Origin of the sequence: Vibrio tubiashii ATCC 19109, from assembly GCF_000772105.1 — a bacterium.
Classification (GTDB): domain Bacteria; phylum Pseudomonadota; class Gammaproteobacteria; order Enterobacterales; family Vibrionaceae; genus Vibrio; species Vibrio tubiashii.
Genome location: NZ_CP009355.1, coordinates 219,616 through 237,833, shown reverse-complemented (window position 1 = coordinate 237,833; position 18,218 = coordinate 219,616). Strand labels below are relative to the sequence as shown.

General features: G+C 44.9%; 14 protein-coding genes. 6 read left to right on the top strand and 8 right to left on the bottom strand.

What is annotated here, in order from left to right; genetic code table 11:
• Positions 1 to 22 precede the first annotated feature (22 nt).
• Entirely contained in the window at positions 23 to 928 is a 906-nt protein-coding gene (locus tag IX91_RS16220) for a sterol desaturase family protein (protein ID WP_004744608.1), read from the top strand.
• Between the two features lie 4 nt (positions 929 to 932).
• On the opposite strand, the gene IX91_RS16215 is transcribed toward IX91_RS16220, so the two are convergent.
• On the bottom strand, positions 933 to 1,484 hold the full coding sequence (locus tag IX91_RS16215; RefSeq protein WP_004744607.1) for an AAA family ATPase: 552 nt from the start codon (positions 1,482 to 1,484) through the stop codon (positions 933 to 935).
• A 141-nt stretch (positions 1,485 to 1,625) separates the two neighbouring features.
• Positions 1,626 to 3,449, bottom strand: a complete 1,824-nt coding sequence (locus tag IX91_RS16210) for a M4 family metallopeptidase (RefSeq protein WP_004744606.1) — start codon at positions 3,447 to 3,449, stop codon at positions 1,626 to 1,628.
• A gap of 566 nt (positions 3,450 to 4,015) precedes the next feature.
• Between IX91_RS16210 and IX91_RS16205 the strand changes: the two genes are divergently transcribed.
• The 5 genes from IX91_RS16205 to guaD all read left to right on the top strand — a co-directional run bounded on the left by IX91_RS16205 (position 4,016) and on the right by guaD (position 11,502).
• Positions 4,016 to 4,747, top strand: coding sequence for a GntR family transcriptional regulator (locus IX91_RS16205; RefSeq protein ID WP_004744605.1), 732 nt, complete (start codon positions 4,016 to 4,018; stop codon positions 4,745 to 4,747).
• 589 nt (positions 4,748 to 5,336) lie between these two features.
• Positions 5,337 to 6,725: a xanthine dehydrogenase small subunit gene (xdhA, locus tag IX91_RS16200; protein ID WP_236643000.1), complete on the top strand. Its 1,389-nt coding sequence runs from the start codon at positions 5,337 to 5,339 to the stop codon at positions 6,723 to 6,725.
• Entirely contained in the window at positions 6,718 to 9,102 is a 2,385-nt protein-coding gene (xdhB, locus tag IX91_RS16195) for a xanthine dehydrogenase molybdopterin binding subunit (protein ID WP_004749593.1), read from the top strand. The genes xdhA and xdhB overlap by 8 nt, the downstream gene beginning before the upstream one ends.
• Positions 9,103 to 9,271: 169 nt before the next feature.
• The gene (gene xdhC, locus IX91_RS16190) at positions 9,272 to 10,123 is read left to right on the top strand and encodes a xanthine dehydrogenase accessory protein XdhC (RefSeq protein WP_004743679.1); all 852 of its coding nucleotides are present in this window, start codon (positions 9,272 to 9,274) and stop codon (positions 10,121 to 10,123) included.
• 41 nt (positions 10,124 to 10,164) lie between these two features.
• Entirely contained in the window at positions 10,165 to 11,502 is a 1,338-nt protein-coding gene (gene guaD, locus IX91_RS16185; protein ID WP_004743678.1) for a guanine deaminase, read from the top strand.
• A gap of 70 nt (positions 11,503 to 11,572) precedes the next feature.
• Here the strand turns inward: guaD and IX91_RS16180 are convergent, their stop codons facing one another.
• The 6 genes from IX91_RS16180 to ureG form a co-directional block, all read right to left on the bottom strand.
• A complete protein-coding gene (locus IX91_RS16180; protein ID WP_004743677.1) occupies positions 11,573 to 12,301 on the bottom strand; it encodes a transporter substrate-binding domain-containing protein in 729 nt (242 codons plus the stop codon).
• A gap of 21 nt (positions 12,302 to 12,322) precedes the next feature.
• The gene (locus tag IX91_RS16175) at positions 12,323 to 13,858 is read right to left on the bottom strand and encodes a methyl-accepting chemotaxis protein (RefSeq protein ID WP_004749591.1); all 1,536 of its coding nucleotides are present in this window, start codon (positions 13,856 to 13,858) and stop codon (positions 12,323 to 12,325) included.
• 201 nt (positions 13,859 to 14,059) lie between these two features.
• Complete coding sequence (locus IX91_RS16170) at positions 14,060 to 16,171, bottom strand: ATP-binding protein (protein ID WP_004744070.1); 2,112 nt, start codon at positions 16,169 to 16,171, stop codon at positions 14,060 to 14,062.
• 4 nt (positions 16,172 to 16,175) lie between these two features.
• The gene (locus IX91_RS16165; RefSeq protein WP_004744071.1) at positions 16,176 to 16,676 is read right to left on the bottom strand and encodes a hypothetical protein; all 501 of its coding nucleotides are present in this window, start codon (positions 16,674 to 16,676) and stop codon (positions 16,176 to 16,178) included.
• 267 nt (positions 16,677 to 16,943) lie between these two features.
• The gene (locus IX91_RS16160; protein ID WP_004744072.1) at positions 16,944 to 17,417 is read right to left on the bottom strand and encodes a hypothetical protein; all 474 of its coding nucleotides are present in this window, start codon (positions 17,415 to 17,417) and stop codon (positions 16,944 to 16,946) included.
• 145 nt (positions 17,418 to 17,562) lie between these two features.
• Positions 17,563 to 18,186, bottom strand: coding sequence for an urease accessory protein UreG (gene ureG / locus IX91_RS16155; protein WP_004744074.1), 624 nt, complete (start codon positions 18,184 to 18,186; stop codon positions 17,563 to 17,565).
• Between the last annotated feature and the right edge of the window lie 32 nt (positions 18,187 to 18,218).

The window sequence follows — 18,218 nt, the reverse complement described above, 5'->3', positions numbered from 1 at the left end:
TCCTGTTTAACGGAGAGCAGAAATGGAATTTCAAACGATTATTGATCACCCAGAGTGGCTGCTGATGTTGCTCGCTCCACTGTTTATTGGCTTGATGGCCGCAGAGTATTTCATCGGTCAGAAACGAGGAAAGCTGCCAGAAAACTCCGCCTATAAACTGCCAGAGGTGCTGTGCAATTTTTCGTTAGCAGGCATGCATCAACTAGCGGATCTGCTGACAGGTCTCGTCATCGTAAAACTCTATTTTTGGCTGTTTGGTTGGAAGTTGCTCGACATTGAAATGAACGCGACCTCTTTCATTGTTTTACTTGTTTTGCAGGATTTTTGCTATTACTGGTTTCACCGTGCGAGCCATAGGATACGTTGGATGTGGGCAGCCCATGTCGCGCATCATAGCTCGGAAAGAATGAATTTTAGCACCGCATTTCGTCAAAGCTTAATGTACCCGATAGCCGGAATGTGGCTGTTTTGGGTTCCCTTGGTCATCATAGGTTTTGAACCTAAATGGGTCATCTTTGCCGTGCTGCTCAACTTAGGCTTGCAGTTTTTCGTCCACACTCAGTGGATTCGCTCACTGGGTAAGTTCGAGCTCATTTTTAACACGCCATCGCATCATCGAGTCCATCATGGACGTAATCCACAATACATAGATAAGAACTACGCGGGGGTTTTGATTATTTGGGACAAACTGTTCGGTACGTTTGAACCTGAAGTGGAAACCGTTCGCTATGGGATTACCAAGCCTATCGACAGTTATAATCCGCTGACGGTCACCTTCTCCGAATGGCGAGATATGCTCCATGATGTGCAGAGCAAGCATATGTCACTAAAACAGAGGCTGAGGATCTTGCTTGCACCTCCCAGTGATAAACCCGTGGCTATTGAAACAAAGGATTCAAAACAGCCTATAGAAGAAGCCAATCAATAACAGACTAACGGTCGACACTGTGCTCTTTACGCAAGCCTTTAAGTAACTGCTGTGCTTGCTTAGGGCTACGCAAGCGAACAAACCGAATATGCTGGTAATCTGGGTGATTCATATCCGCTAGATAACGCTGCTGATTCTTGTGATAGGTTTTCACAGTCCAGAGGATTATTGAATCACGGCTAAAGAAAGACTTGGCAAAAGTTTCGCGATTGCCTGTTCCCGGCCAAAGCTCTTTGCCTGTGATACATCGTTGTATCGCTCTGCTTACCGCCTGATACAAAGTGCGTGGGAGAGAGTAATCTACCCAAATAACAGTATCGACGTTCTCCCATTTCACTTTACGTGTACGGTTGTAATTGCCATCGAGCACCCAACTGGAGCCTTGCAATGCATTGCGGATCTTGGCAAAAAATTCTAGGTCTGGCGACTCCTGCCAATCTGGCTTCCAGAACAAGCGGTCCATCTCGATATGCTCGCAATCAAGAGCACTTGCTAGCTGAGCACTAAAGGTCGATTTTCCACTTCCACTTGTCCCTACAACATTCACCTTATGCATTGTAACTCCTTGTATGCAAGTCAAAAAAGGGGCGAGAGTAGACCACAAGTTGCACAGTCAATCAAGAGAAATATTGCAAATAGCACAAGACTAAAAAGGGCATCCGAAGATGCCCTAAGTCATATGTCTAAGATCATAATCTTAATCAAGTCTTAATGTCACGCCAGAGTAGTTTGTGTAACCGCGCAGCATCACATGGTAAGTCACGCCTTTTTGGGCTGATACACTGCATTGCTCACTATTGCCGTTTCGGTATGGACGACAATCATAGATACTCGTCGTTGGTTTGCTGCCTGCTTTTACGTACAAATCAGCATCACCTGAACCTCCAGAAATAGACACAACCACATTTGATGCTGAATCTACGGTAAAGGTGTAAAAGTCTTGAGCAGAGCGGCTGCCACTAAGGTTAGTGAGAGGCTTACCTTTCTCGAGAACGTTGCCGCCTGGAGGCGTTGCGCCACAGCTCGCATCAACACCAACAGTGGTAAATGCCGCTTTAACATCATCGACGCTGTATCCCATATCTGCGGCAGCTTTCGCTACACCACACGCACCTTGGTCAAAAGTACTGTTTGCTGTCCAGTAAAGTTGGTTAGCCACTGTAAAGACTTCGAACCCCTTACGGACATTCCAGCCAGTCTTATTCGACAACAGATAAAACGCGCGGTTGAAAACGCCACTGGAGTAGTGAACATTTAAACCATCATAGTATTGAGATGCATGATCAATTGAACGACCATCTTTTGAAGGCTGGTCAAAGTAGCGTAGGCCCCCCTCTGATTTAAAGATATCTGCACCCACAATCCAGTCTACATTGCCACGCATGTAGTACTCCGCAGCTTCACCTGCAATATCAGAGAACGCCTCGTTAATACCGCCAGACATGTTTTGGTAGACTAACCCTGAGTTTTGCTCTGTGAATCCGTGACTCACTTCGTGTGCGCTGACGTTAATGTCCACTAGTGGATAAAAGGTGTTTTGACCATCACCGAACGTCATTGACGATCCATTCCAGAACGCGTTTTCATAGTTAGAGCTATAATGCACACGCATCGTTAATTGGAAAGTAAGAGGGGCGGTGTTCATCCACTCTTTATACATGTCAAACACGACATTACCGAAGTAGTGAGCATCATTAAGTGGTGAATAAGCACCATTGATGTATTTGTGATCGGTAAAGTTAGTCCCATCAGTACAATCGTACGTATACGCCTGAGTGCCAGAAGTACCATGATTTAAATCGATGGTTTTGACCGCAGCATTTTCCAACTTACACTTAGTACCGGTTTTGTCGATAGCAAAAGCTGGGAAGTCTTTACCGTAATCATAGCGATTGGTCTTTAAGTTTCCTCCTGGGCCTGTACCGGTTGCTTCTGCATGGTTTAAGCCATCCCAATGCTGAAGTACTTTACCTGTCATTGCATCGATGAAGTAGAACGGACGCGCTGGTTCTTCCTCTGCGACAAAGAAATCTACCATGTATACCACTTGCGCCGTCTGTGACTCATCTAAACGGACCATAAGTTTGGCGTTTTCATTTTCGACATTAGGCTTAGCAACAGACTTACCTTGATAGGCTGCAATAGCCGCCGAGACAGCTTGCTTTTCATCCAGCGTTGGGCTTGTCGTTGCTAGATCTGCACCAATACCCTGAGCCATGGTACCAAACACTTGGCTAGGCTGATCTTTCGACACGGTGGCGACAACTGAAGTATCAAATACTGGCAGGCCTAAGTGTGTTTGTTGGTAACGGACCTTTGTTTTTCCGTTTGGCAATTCGACACGTTTCACTTCGACGAAACCTGTCTCTACTGGAACAACACTGTTCGATTGAGCCCGAAGAGTTTGTTGTAGTAATGCATCATCACTGACTTGCACCATTTCTGCCGCAGCCACAGACCAGCTCATAGACGTGCCCATGATAGCGGCAATCATCCAGCTTAAATGACGTTGTTGGTTCATTATTCTTTCCTGTTATTTGTAGAAACTCCTTCTTCCCAACAGCAAGATAGGAAGTGTTTAGCGATAAATCGCACATTAAACATGGAAGATAGAACCAAAATTGAGCAAGTTTATAGCTCAACTCGCTTTTACCGAACGCTCACTACAATTTACGCAAATAAATCAATAACAAGCGAAATATAAAATTGAGCAATATTTAGTTAAAACAAAGCAAAGGCTTACAGCTAATGACAAAAATGTGCGCCAATTAATCCACACAAAACCATCAACAAGTAGCACGTGATTTACGCCTAAAGTTTAATTTATACTTGCAGAAATTACAGTGTGACTAACGGTAATTTTACGCAGCTGATGTCGCTTTGCTCTGCTCTAATTGAGTTGCTAGATCAGGCGCAGCATTAGCTAGAAATCGGCTAACAACTTTGATGTTGAATTCTTGTTAAGATTCGCAAAAATTTACAGTGCGTTCAAAGTCGCAAATTCAGCCCTGCTCTAGCCACATGTATACAAAGTAAAGTATGATTGTTTTATAAAGGAAATAAATGGTTTAAGAGTGAACGCCGCCTATGGCAAATCTAAAAAATTCTGTGGCAAAAAATATCAAGACTAAGGTCGCGGGTCAGACCCAAGATGATGTCGTTTACTGCCACATTTTCGATGCAATTCTGGAACAACGCCTTCCACCAGCAACGAAACTCAATGAAGAAGCCTTAGCCGAAATCTTTAGTGTCAGCCGAACCATCATTCGCCGCGCTTTGCTGAGACTCTCTATGGAGCAAGTTGTCAGTATTCGTCCAAACCGTGGGGCTATGGTCGCTGCACCAACTAAGGAAGAGGCTAAACAGATCATTAAAGCGCGTGAAGTTATGGAGCTGGCGATTACTGAGTTAGCCGTTGAGCACGCCACACCCGCCGAGATTGACGAGTGTCGTCGATTGGTTGAGAAAGAAAATGAAGCTTTCGACAATGGTGATTATGGTAAAGGGTTACGTTTATCGGGTGAGTTCCATATTAAGCTAGCTGAGATAGCAAACAACGCTCCGCTGCTTGCCTTCCAACGTAGCTTAGTTTCTCAAACGTCACTGCTTATCGCCCAGTACGAAACAGGCAACCACGCTAATTGTTCTTTAGATGAACATACGGTGTTACTTGATGCCATTGAGGCAGGTAAAACCGAGCAGGCCGTCGAGTTAATGCGAGTGCATATCGACCATATTCGTTCCAAGCTCAACCTAGATAGCGGCGCTGCATCTAACGACCTGCACGTTGTGTTCTCTGATCTGATTAAAGGGCGTTGATAAGGTAGCACGATGCGGGAACGCTTCGCTGCTAGATAACTGGATAACTGGATAACTGGAGCGTTACTTTACAAGGACGCTCCATTCCATTAATCGGTTCGGCAGTATTTAACTTTCAAACTTCCCCTATACCTAAAAGCTACCCCAGCACAACACTCCCAAATAGAATTAACCACGCACACTTCTAGTTTTCTAGTTTTCTAGTTTTCTAGTTTTCTAGTTTTCTAGTTTTCTAGTTTTCTAGTTTTCTAGTTTTCTAGTTTTCCAGATTCCTTCCCAACAAGATTGTACACAACAAAAAATACAATATTAATTTTCTTTACGTAAAGATTTTTCACTCAAAGATTAGATAACTTTATCCATATAATCATTAATTTACCAAAAAAACCTCTGTTGAATAGCGCCTAAAATGCGCCTTTTCGTGTTGCATTTTTGTAAAAATAAAGTTGACCTCATGGTCAATTTATCCAATTATTGACCACAAGGTCAGAAAAAACATCAGAACAATAGTGTCAATGCACAAGGAGGTCTCTTGATTACTTTCCTACTCAATCAAGAACTCAAACAAGAAAGTGAGCTGTCGCCTAACATGACAGTGCTTCAGTACCTGAGAACACATGTACAAAAAACGGGTACCAAAGAAGGATGTGGTTCAGGTGACTGTGGTGCCTGTACCGTAGTACTGGGTGAGGTCATCGAAGGGAAACTTCAGTATCGCTCTGTTAACTCTTGTTTGACGTTCGTCTCTAGCCTTCATGGTAAGCAGCTTATTACCGTCGAAGACTTGCAGAACAAAAACAAACTGCACCCAACACAGCAAGCCATGGTGGACTTTCATGGGTCTCAATGTGGGTACTGTACTCCGGGCTTTATTATGTCCATGTTCGCTTTAAGTAAGAACAAACCAGCAGCGAACAAAGAAGATGTCATGGAATCACTGGCTGGCAATCTATGTCGCTGTACGGGTTATCGCCCGATTGTAGATGCTGCCTTGTCATTGGTTTCAAACGAGCCACTAATGGATCAGTTTGTTGAGCTTGAGAAGAAAACGGTCGCGAGGCTGCAAACCTTGCAAGAACAGCCAGCTAGCTTAAGTCATGGAAACTTGACCGCGTACCTTCCGCGTAGCGTCGATGAGCTAGCAGAAATTTACACTGCAAATCCTAAGGCGAAACTGGTTGCTGGCGGTACCGACTTGGCGCTAGAAGTAACCCAGTTCCACCGAGAAATTGAAACTCTAATCAACGTCAACCTTGTTGAAGACATGAAGGTTTGCGAAGAGAGTGAAGACGCTTTACACATTGGTGCCAACGTGGCAATTAGCGATGCATACCAACTGCTGACCAGCCACTACGCTGATTTCGGCGAGCTGCTACATCGCTTCGCATCATTGCAAGTACGCAACCAAGGTACGCTTGGCGGCAATATTGGTAACGCTTCACCAATCGGAGACGCGCCACCACTTCTTATCGCCCTCAATGCTCAAGTTAAGTTGCGCCGTGGTAAGCAATCAAGAATCCTGCCGATTGAAGATTACTTCATCAGCTACAAGGTGACCGCTCAGCAAGAAAGTGAGTTTATTGAACAAGTCATTATTCCTAAACCTAAGAGTAACGACACCTTCCGTGCATACAAACTTTCTAAGCGCTTAGATGACGATATCTCAGCAGTATGTGGGGCGTTCAATATCCAGATAGAAGATGACAAAGTGGTCGACGCTCGTATTGCCTTTGGCGGCATGGCAGCAACACCAAAGCGCGCTTCGAACTGTGAAGCTGCCTTAATTGGCCAGAGCTGGACACAAGAAACTATCGATAAAGCAATGAAAGAGATATACAGCGACTTTGAGCCACTGTCTGATTTCCGAGCAAGCAAAGAATATCGCTCTATGACCGCCGCGAACATGCTGCGCCGTTTCTTTATCGAGCAGAACCATCAGAACAACCAGATTGAAACGAGGGTAACGTCTTATGTCTAACGCACACCATCAGACCCTATCTCATGAAGAGATGGTCGCCATCGTAAAGCAAGATCTCAAAACTGGCGTTGGTAAAAGCGTAAAACACGATAGCGCCCCAAAGCAGGTCACGGGTGAAGCGGTCTATATTGATGACCGTCTTGAATTCCCAAATCAACTGCATGTGTATGCGCGTTTAAGTACCCACGCTCATGCGAAAATTACCAAGCTTGATGTTTCTCCATGTTATGAATTCGAAGGCGTGGCGATTGCCATTACTCATGAAGACGTACCTGGGCAACTTGATATCGGCGCTATACTACCCGGTGACCCACTGCTTGCTGACGGGCTAGTTCAATACTATGGACAACCCGTACTCGCAGTTGCAGCAAACGACATGGAAACCGCACGCAAAGCCGCGCAAGCCGCCATCGTTGAGTATGAAGCACTGCCACCGGTTCTGGATGTCAAAGAAGCACTAGAAAAAGAGCTATTTGTGACTGAAAGCCACCTGCAAAAACGTGGCGATTCGGCAGCAGCACTTGCCAATGCTAAACACATCATTGAAGGTGATCTAGAGATTGGCGGTCAAGAGCATTTCTACCTTGAAACTCAGGTTAGTAGCGTTATGCCGACCGAAGATGACGGTATGATCGTATACACCTCAACGCAAAACCCGACAGAAGTACAAAAGCTAGTTGCTGAAGTTCTTGGCGTCCCTATGCATAAAGTCGTGATTGACATGCGCCGTATGGGTGGTGGTTTTGGTGGTAAAGAAACCCAAGCTGCAGCGCCAGCATGTATGGCGGCCGTGATTGCTCATCTAACCAAACGCCCGACTAAGATGCGCCTACCACGCGCAGAAGATATGACCATGACGGGCAAGCGTCACCCATTCTACAACCAATACAAGATTGGTTTTGATGATGATGGCGTCATTCAAGGGTCAGAGATCATCGTTTCAGGTAACTGTGGCTACTCACCAGATCTATCAAGCTCAATCGTCGACCGCGCAATGTTCCACTCAGACAACGCCTACTACCTAGGTGATGCAACGGTCACAGGTCATCGCTGTAAAACCAATACTGCCTCAAATACTGCCTATCGTGGTTTTGGCGGCCCACAAGGTATGATGACCATTGAACACATCATGGACGAAATTGCCCGCTACTTAGGCAAAGATCCGCTCGAAGTACGTAAAGCCAACTACTACGGTGGTGAAGGACGAGACGTCACTCATTACTACCAAAAGGTTGAAGATAACTTCTTACCAGAGATCACAGAGCAGCTAGAGCAAAGCAGTGACTACCACGCTCGCCGCAAAGCGATTGCCGAGTTCAACAAGCAGAGCCCTATCTTGAAAAAAGGCTTAGCGATCACTCCAGTGAAATTTGGTATTTCATTCACGGCGACTTTCCTCAATCAGGCTGGCGCGCTCATTCACATCTACACCGATGGCAGTATTCATTTGAATCACGGTGGTACAGAGATGGGACAAGGCTTGAATATCAAAGTGGCACAAATTGTTGCACAGGAGTTCCAAGTTGATGTTGAACGTATCCAAATCACCGCTACCAATACCGACAAAGTACCGAACACATCGCCAACAGCAGCCTCATCGGGCGCCGACCTCAATGGTAAAGCCGCGCAAAACGCCGCACTAACCATTAAGCAGCGCTTGATTGATTTCGCTTCTAGTCACTTTAAGGTAACGCCAGAAGAGGTGGTATTCAAAAACGGCATGATCATGATCCGTGATGAAATCATGACCTTCGAATCCTTTGTTCAATTGGCCTACTTCAACCAAGTATCGCTATCGAGCACAGGCTTCTACCGTACTCCGAAGATCTACTACGATCATGAAAAAGCTCGCGGTCGCCCATTCTACTACTTTGCTTACGGAGCCTCTTGCTCAGAAGTGATCGTTGATACCTTAACGGGTGAGTACAAGATCCTACGCGCAGACATTCTGCATGATGTAGGTGCTTCGCTAAACCCTGCTATTGATATCGGTCAGATTGAAGGTGGCTTCCTGCAAGGTGTCGGTTGGTTAACCACCGAAGAGTTAATCTGGAATGAACAAGGCCGCTTAATGACCAATGGCCCTGCAAGCTACAAGATCCCAGCGATCGCTGATATGCCAATCGAGTTCCATACTCACTTATTGGAGAACCGAGCAAACCCAGAAGATACGGTATTTAATTCAAAAGCCGTCGGTGAGCCGCCGTTCATGTTGGGTATGTCGGTCTGGAGTGCATTGAAAGATGCAATTGCTTCTGTCGCCGTCGAGGGAGCGATTCCTAAGTTGGATACACCCGCAACACCAGAACGTGTCTTGATGGCGATTGCGAAAGTGAGTCAGCCACAAACGGCATCTGAGAAAGCTGAACAAGCCTAGTAGGCGTCATTCCATAGACTGACGAAGGAAGGAGTAGGGAATCTCTTAAAATCAGCACTATCTATAAGAGATCCCCAACTCTCTCGTTCCTCGCTCTTGAGGATGACAATGGTTACAGAGTCCTTGTTGCCGAGAATGACGACAAGATAAATAGTTCAAGGAGAGACGTATGTTTAAGGACAATTGGATTCATGAACTGGCACAACTAGAGAAAAACAGCGAACCGTGCGTGATGGTGACCGTATTGGAAGACCGTGGCTCTGTGCCAAGGGATGCAGGCACCAAAATGCTGGTCACCCGTGACAGGTTGATTGCCACTATAGGCGGTGGTCACCTTGAGCATGTCGCGACCAAAATGGCTCGTGAGATGCTGATCGCAGGTGAACGCTCACTCAAAGTAGAACGCTTTAATTTAGGTGCCCGTCTAGGCCAGTGTTGTGGCGGAATGGCAACACTGAGCTTTGAACCTATTGGCACCGCGCAAAAGCATCTGGTTGTGTTTGGAGCAGGTCATGTTGCCAAAGCCCTTTTACATATCGTCTCGACTCTTCCCTTCCGAGTGACCTGGATTGATGAGCGTGATGATGTTTTCCCTGAAGAACTGCCACGTAATGTGACTAAGTTAGTGACCGATGATCCGGTCTCAGAGGTACGAGACTTGCCACCAAACAGTTACTACTTAGTCATGACTCACAATCATCAACTCGATTTTGATCTCGCTAGAGCCATTATTGACCGAGACGACAGCGTCTATTTCGGCATGATTGGCTCCCTGACTAAACGCAAGAAGTTTGATATGCGCTTAGCCCAGCGCGGGTACAGTGATGCACAGATCAACACTATGATTTGCCCTATTGGTGTCAGCATGGTGAATGGCAAGCATCCAGCAGAAATCGCGGTATCAGTTGCAGGTGAACTAATCGCACACTATCAGGGCATTCCACTTGAAGAAAAGCGCCCTACGGCACACAGTAAAAGTAATCATATGAGCGATTCGCCACTGGAAGAGAAAATCGCCTAACCCAATCAGCCGTTTAATTTGGGTTTAAAAAGGAAGTAAAAATGACAACGCAACGCAACGCTTATCGTGCAGCAATTTTGCACAGTATCGCGGATCCGAAAGATGTCGGACTGGACAATTCATATCAATTCTTTGATGACGGTATCATAGTTGTCGAAGATGGGCATATTGTGGATATTGGCGAAACCGAGGAAGTGCTCGCCCGCCAACCCAAAGATCTCAATATAGTCGAATACGAAGACAAGCTGATTACCTCTGGGTTTATCGATACCCATATTCACTACCCGCAAACGGGTATGATCGCTTCATACGGTGAACAACTGCTCGACTGGCTAGAAAACTACACTTTCCCAGAAGAGCGCCGTTTTAAGAATCCAATTTACGCACTCAAAGTCGCTAAGTTGTTTTTTGATGAACTGGCAAGCAACGGGACTACTACAGCCCTCGTATTCGGCACGGTACACAAAGAGTCAGTAGACGTATTTTTTGGTGAAGCGGAACGTCGTAACCTACGCATGATTGCAGGCAAGGTATTGATGGATAGAAACGCGCCTGACTACCTAACCGATACGCCCGAATCTGGATATGAAGCATCAAAAGAACTGATTGAAAGATGGCACAACCGCGGGCGTCTGCTTTATGCTGTTACTCCTCGATTTGCTCCCACTAGCACACCTGAACAGTTAGCCACTGTGGGTAAGCTGCTCGAAGAGTACCCCGATGTGTATATGCACACTCATCTTTCAGAGAACAAGAAAGAGATCGAATGGGTACTGGACCTATTCCCTGAGCGAGATTCTTATCTCGATGTCTATGACCACTATGGTTTACTACATAAACGCTCGGTATTCGCTCATGGTATCCACCTGTCTGATTGTGAGTGCCAGCGTCTAGCCGATACTGAATCAGCCATCGCTTTTTGCCCTACGTCTAACCTGTTCTTAGGTTCGGGCCTGTTTAAACTACCAAAGCTAGAAGAGCATGGCGTAAGAGTCGGGATGGGCACGGATGTCGGAGCCGGAACCAGCTTCTCGATTCTTCAGACCATGAGTGAAGCGTATAAGATAATGCAGCTTCAACAAGAGAAGCTGCATCCCCTTAAGTCTCTCTTCCTTGCAACACTAGGTGGTGCTCGTTCACTCCATTTGGAGGACAAGATAGGCAACCTTGAAGTGGGTAAAGAAGCCGACTTTGTCGTACTCGACCTACATGCAACTCAATTAATGCGTTTCCGGATGAATCAAGCGACAACCCTTGAAGAGAAGTTGTTTGTTCTAATGAGCTTAGGTGATGATAGAACCGTGTGCGAGACCTTTATCTACGGCGAGAAAGCGTATGATGCTAAAGGTAAGATAGATGGAAAGAAGTTCGCTAGCTAAGTTCCCATAACAGGTAATATCAAAACGCTCCCGATTGATGGGAGCGTTTTAAATTATCAGCCTAACACCTCTACTTAATTCCGTATTTGGCTAATATCTTGTCAAAGGTACCATTGGCCTTAATTTCGGCCAGCCCTTTATTAAACGCTTCAATGTATTCAGCATGGTTGGGATTCGCTAGCCCTGCGGTAACATGCAACGGGTTAACTGACAACGCATTATTAGTGAACTCAAAATCGGCCAAATTCATTCCAGCTCCAGACAAGGTAGACTTCGCCACAAGCTCATCTTCCAACGTCAGATCAATCCTTTTTGCCATCAGCTTCTTAGCATTAGCGACCAAGTCATTCGCCTCTGGCTTTTTAAAGTTATTGGCCGCTAAAAATTCATCACCATAACCGTAGTTACGGATAATACCCACTGTTTTACCCGACAAGCTATCAAGTCCGTTGTATTCGAACCCTTCCCCTTTGCGCATAATAAACTTGAGCGAGTTTTCTAAGTATGGCTCACTGTACTTCAAGAAAGAGGTACGTTCATTGGTAAACCAAGTCGCGACTAACACATCAACCCTACCACCTTTCACTTCATTGAGTGCGCGTGTCCAAGGCATAATTTTGAAATCAACGGTATGCCCCTGCGATTTAAAAGCTTCAGTAATAATCTCAACGGATACACCGGGATTCGCTTTGTCTTTTTGAACAAACGGCGCCCATGGATCTTGTGCGGCAGTAATCACCGCTGCATTTAAAGCAAAAGAAAATAGTGAACTCACCACTATTAAAATGAGATTTCTCATAACATGTCCTCTGTTTATATCCTAGGTACGGAACTTAGCCATATGATTGGCAATACTTTGACTCAAACCCAGTACTTCTTCAGTCCTTTGTGCATTCTTAGTTGCGCCAGAGGAAACATCATTGGTAGCCTCTGATGCTTCCACAATCGCTTGGCTGATTTCTTCCACAGCCATCCGTTGTTCGTCGGTAGCCTGAGAGATTTGCCCACTTCTATCTGAAATAACGGTTATTAAGCTTTGTACTTCACTGACTGAGCTTTGCGATTCACTCACTCTCGAGGCCGTTTGCTCAAGCAAAGACGCTATTCGAGTCAGCTCATCTTCAACCGACTTGGTCGCAGCACCTAATGCTGCAATGTTTTTTTGAATTTGCTCTGTCGATTCACTGGTTTTTACAGCAAGATTTCGCACCTCATCTGCAACCACAGCAAAACCTCGCCCTTGCTCACCCGCCCTCGCAGCCTCAATCGCAGCATTCAGAGCAAGTAAATTGGTTTGCTCTGAAATATCATTAATCACATTAAGAACCGTGGTGATTTTTTCTCCTTCCTCAATCAAGATGTGCATCTCAGCATTTACATGGTTCATCTCTTCACGCATGTTGATGATGTCGTTGGCTGAGCTCTCGATTGCATCATTAACATTTGAAGCAAGTGAGGTAGCCGTATGTGCTTGTTGGGCTGTTTCGGAAGCCGTATCCGCAACAGTAGAGACCGATTGATTTAACTCTGTTGCAGCTGCCGCTACAGTGGTCAACTGATGTTTTTGCATTTCAAGTTTTTCAGCATTGGACTTCGCCGTAGCACCATTCGCTTGCGCTTTGTCTTTAAGCGCATCAGAGGACTGATTTACATCTTGAACAATCACCCTAAGCGACTCAGTAAAACTATTAATGCCTTCAGTGATGTCTGCAAATTCTCGATATTTTGCTGGCGCAAGCTTGTTGGTTAGATCTCCATCTCCAGAAGCGAGATCTTTAACCACTTCTGTCAATTCAGATATGGGGCGAATCACCGTCATAGACAGTGCAACTACGATCACTATCGATAGAATTATGTCGAGTACAATCAGCTCGATAATGTTGGTTTTAAGCGAATCAGCAAGCTTAGTATCGAGAGCATGGGTATCAAAATAGACAACAACCTTACCTACTGGGTTTTCTTCTCCATATTCGACAAAGGTCAGTGCAGCACTCATGCTGTTATCTTCGGTAAACAACGACTTGTCCGTCACCTCAACCGTTTCATACTCTTCACCAGCAAGTTGATGTGTGAGAAACAAAAGATCACTGCCTTCATTATCAATAAGCTGTACAGCGGAGATTTCAGGTAAATTCAGTTCCGCCGAAATAGAGACTTTTGCGGAGTCTAAGTCAAAGTCCCACACGGCTTTGGGCAAACTGATCATCATCCGCTGAGTCGTGTTCTCGACGGAATGCTGTAGTTCAACTAATAAGTTGTCTTTAAAACCTTGATACTTAATGAATGCCGATACTAGTAACACTAAGGTCAGCGCTATAATGACCTGTACTAAAAATACGACTTTTAACTTTTTCAAAACTGCCCCCTAAATTTTTTGACAGTTAATAAAAAAGTAGTAACTGATTAATCAATTATCAAACAAAGAGATTAATTAGACATTAATCACAATTTTCAGGGTGTATAGCTGCCATTACAGCAAAGAATAAATACCAAGAGACTGTCATCAACATACCTAACAATTATCGTTAAAATCTATGGGCAGTGATCTTAGTTAAACCTAAATGGTCGCGGGCGAGTATTTATCCAGAATTCGCTGCACTAATTCCATACGTACAGGCTTAGGCACAACATCATTAAACCCTAGCTCTAAGTAGTGCAGTACATCTTTGTCGAAGGTATTGGCTGTCAGTGCAACAATTGCAGTATCGGGCGCTAAATCATCTTGACGGATTCTCTTTAACGCTTCTATGCCATCCATGATTGGCATTTGAATATCCATGAAGATGATATCGAAATGGCGCTGTTTAATAATATCTAGGCACTCTTGTCCATTGTTTGCCGTGGTGGTCTCAACTTGTAATGTCCTCAACATTTTCTGCGCGACAATTTGATTCACTCGCATATCTTCCACGATCAAAGCAGATAAACCAGAACTCCGATTCAGCGACACCTCTGATTGATCTAGATTCCGGTTATGATTGCCTAAGGCACTAAGCAGACTGAAAATATCATAAGGTTTAGTCAGCTTTACCTGCTTTTCTGAAAGGGGGACTGAAGCATGTAAATCCGCAATCACAACGCTCATTTGCTCTTCAGAATGAACCTCAGGAAAATTGTCCTCTACTCTGTTTTCACCACTATGGTAGTAAACCGCGATATCGCCAGATTTATCGAACAAATCAAAACGCTTAAGTTCGTCACTGATTAGCTCCTTGGCGTGTAGGTCAGCGCTAACCACCCTTATTCGCCTTTCAAGATTCATCGCACAACCAATTGTTTTCTCTCCCTCTACCTGAACTGGTATTACAACGCTAAACTCAGTGCCTTTATTCAGTTCACTCTTAACCTCTATCCTCCCACTCATCAGATTAACCAATGACTGGCAGATAGACAGCCCTAAGCCAGTGCCACCATATTTTCTTGTGATTGAGTCATCGGCTTGCGTAAATTCCTCAAACACTTTATCAAGTTGTTCTCGTGACATACCAATACCAGTGTCTGACACTTTGAGCCTTAAGAAGCTCTCCGGTTCTGAGCGCTCCAATGAAAGGCGCACATCGACATAACCCTGCTCAGTAAACTTAAGCGCGTTGTAACTTAGGTTATTGATTAACTGCAGCAACTTGGTTTTATCTGCAATGAGCTTGTAGTCTTTATTCAGTTCTGTAGAAAAAAAGATCTCAACATCGATTTTACTCATATCGACAAAAATGGTTTTAGACAGCTCAATTAACTCACTGCAATAGAACGCTTCTGTTTGCAGCTTCATCTTTCCTTGCTCAATTTTGCTGAGATCGAGCACACTGTTAATCAGCTTAAGTAGGTGTTGCCCTGAGCTATTAATCATCGACAGAAAGTTACGCGTTTGCTCATCGGTAGCCTCGTAGTACTCTTTATGGCTCAAACCGATAATAGCGTTTAATGGCGTCCTCATTTCATGAGACATATTGGCAAGGAAGCGAGCTTTGGCTGTAGCATGTTGCTCTGCGAGTTTTTTTGCCTCTTCCAGTTTGTCTCCACGCTCGGTCAAGTCTTGACTGAGTTTAATTTGGTGCAGATACATATAAGAAATCACACCGACCAGAATAATGGAGCAGGCAATGATCACTACCATGTACAAATACTGGCGGTCATAAAGATTTTCTTTGTCCTGTGTGAACTCGAGTTGATTCCTTTGTACTTCAGCGACGAAACTAGAAAGGTACTTATTGAGATCAAAGTACGTTTTTTCCACCGCGCTCAAGGAGTCCGCTAACTCCTCTTCGTTTTTGAGAGTAAGATCAGATATTTGCGTCGCGAGTCGACTAATTCTCTTTTCCAATTCGGCTAACTCATCCAAGTCGCCGTACTGAGCATGTATATTTCGCGTCCGCTGTGCTTTCAGATCTTGTAGGATGCTGGCTTTATGCACTCTCGCTTGCATTTTTAGTCGCGCCAACGAACGAGGATCTTGTTGAATCGAGAAGTTGAGTATTTCAGCCTTCAGTAACAACAGTTTGGCTTTTGCCGAAATATTGTTATTGACTATTGTGACATAGGGTTGAGGGGATATTTTTCTAATTTCACTTAACGAGTAGAAGAAATAGGTAGCCATTATCAGCAGCACAATGCTAACACTCGCAATAATGGCTATGAAGGTGCGCCCCTTTGGTAAAAGACGGGAACTCATTGCTCTATTCCACAACAATCTCTCTCACCTGCCACACTGACAGGCTATAGTAAAAGTCGTTTCTAATTTCAGCGTGCTCGGTGAAAGGCAATACAACAAACAAAGGACCTTTGTCATCAATGGTCATTCTAACCCCTGCCTCATGCGTTGCGAGTAGAATGCCATACTTCTTAATGTCCTCTAGCGAGATAGTGACAACATAATCATCCCACGCGATTACTTGTACCTGCTTACCCTTAGCCCCCACATACTCGAGTAAGCTAGCTAATGTGGGGCCCTTATATTCGACCACTTCAGCGACAACATGGTTACTGGTATGAATAGTCCCTTGCTCTAAACCAAAGATCATCGCTTCATCAAGCTCAACCCCCTGCGGGGAATTTGATTGGCTTATATTGCCCGATACCCAAAGGATCGGCTCTTCCGCGGGAGGCGAGATCGCCAACACAGAATGGCTAAAAAACAATAAAGTGCTCATCACACTCATAATTAGAGTTGTTCGCATAGTCGCCTCTGAAATCACGTAGTTGAGTAATCGCGCTGTAATCTAGGTCTATCAAATCAGTATAGACAAGAATCTGTAGAGGGATGGAAATCAACTAAGGTATGTCATTGAATCGATGACGATTTGCTTTCTGCGTAGCTCGCGACGTTACTCACGTCAGAGGCTTAACATGGCATTTAGGCGAAACGATGGAACAAGACGAGCAGTGATAGTGAGTCCAAACCGCCCTCAACACTTGTTACTGCTCGTGGTTGAGGGCGCTTCCAATTATTTAGACCACCAGCCGAGACGCGCAACGGCGGTTGAACACCAATAGAACTGCAAATCTCGATTATCGGTACCAATTCTCGCGCTCGCACCGTTTGGACCATCTGTAACGTTATTCAGCGCTGCCTTAAGCGTTGCAAGAGAATAGGTGATCGCCCCCACTCCATGCTGAGTGCTGACATCCACTTTGCTCTTCTCTACTTTGTCAAAGAAGGGGTCATTAGTGCTGTATAGAACGTTACCTTCGCCGACGTAATAAGAGTGCGGGGTGTATGTCGGATGCCCTGTTGCATTAGTTACCGTTAAGACGCCAGGTTTTAGAGTTTCGATATTGTCTGGATGAATAAGCTCCATCTTAGTGCGCAGGATGCGCCAAAGGTCGACACTCTCTTTCGCGCTAGGTGTTCTGTCTTTGCTCTCGACAGGGAAACAGCGAGTAAAAGCAAAGTCGTGACATATTCCATTAATAGGCATAATTTTCTCTCCAGTTAATATTTGTTAACCATATATTTATAAAATAATAACTACAAACCGAAAATAACTGGTAAAACCAATAAGTTGAATTACACCAAGATCAAAAAAGGCACCAAACACGGTGCCTTTTCCCCAAGCGAGAAGTTTAGCCTTTCAGAGTTAACATACCTTGAGTGACGATAAAATCGATGATGGTATCTAGCCCTTTGCTCTCCTTTAGATTGGTGAACACAAAAGGTTTAGTTGGACGCATCCGCTGGGTATCTTGCTCCATCACTTCCAGTGACGCTCCAACGTATGGTGCTAGATCGATCTTATTAATAATCAGCAAGTCTGAACGAGTGATACCTGGACCACCTTTACGCGGGATCTTTTCCCCTTCTGCCACATCAATCACGTAGATGGTCAAATCCGCTAACTCCGGGCTAAAGGTCGCACTGAGGTTATCTCCACCGCTTTCTACAAACACTACATCAAGGTTTTTATGACGTTTTGCCAGCTCTTCAACCGCCGCTAAGTTCATTGAGGCATCTTCACGAATCGCAGTATGCGGGCAGCCTCCAGTTTCAACACCGATAATACGATCCGGCTCTAACGCTTCAGCACGGGTAAGGATTTTGGCATCTTCTTGAGTATAAATATCATTGGTTACGACCGCGATATTGAGTTTGTCTCTGATCGCTTTGCACAACACTTCAAGCAATGCTGTTTTACCCGATCCTACGGGTCCGCCAATACCGACGCGTAAAGGTTGTTTGTAACTTTCCATTATTAAGTCCTTCTAATTCTTTGCTTGCTACT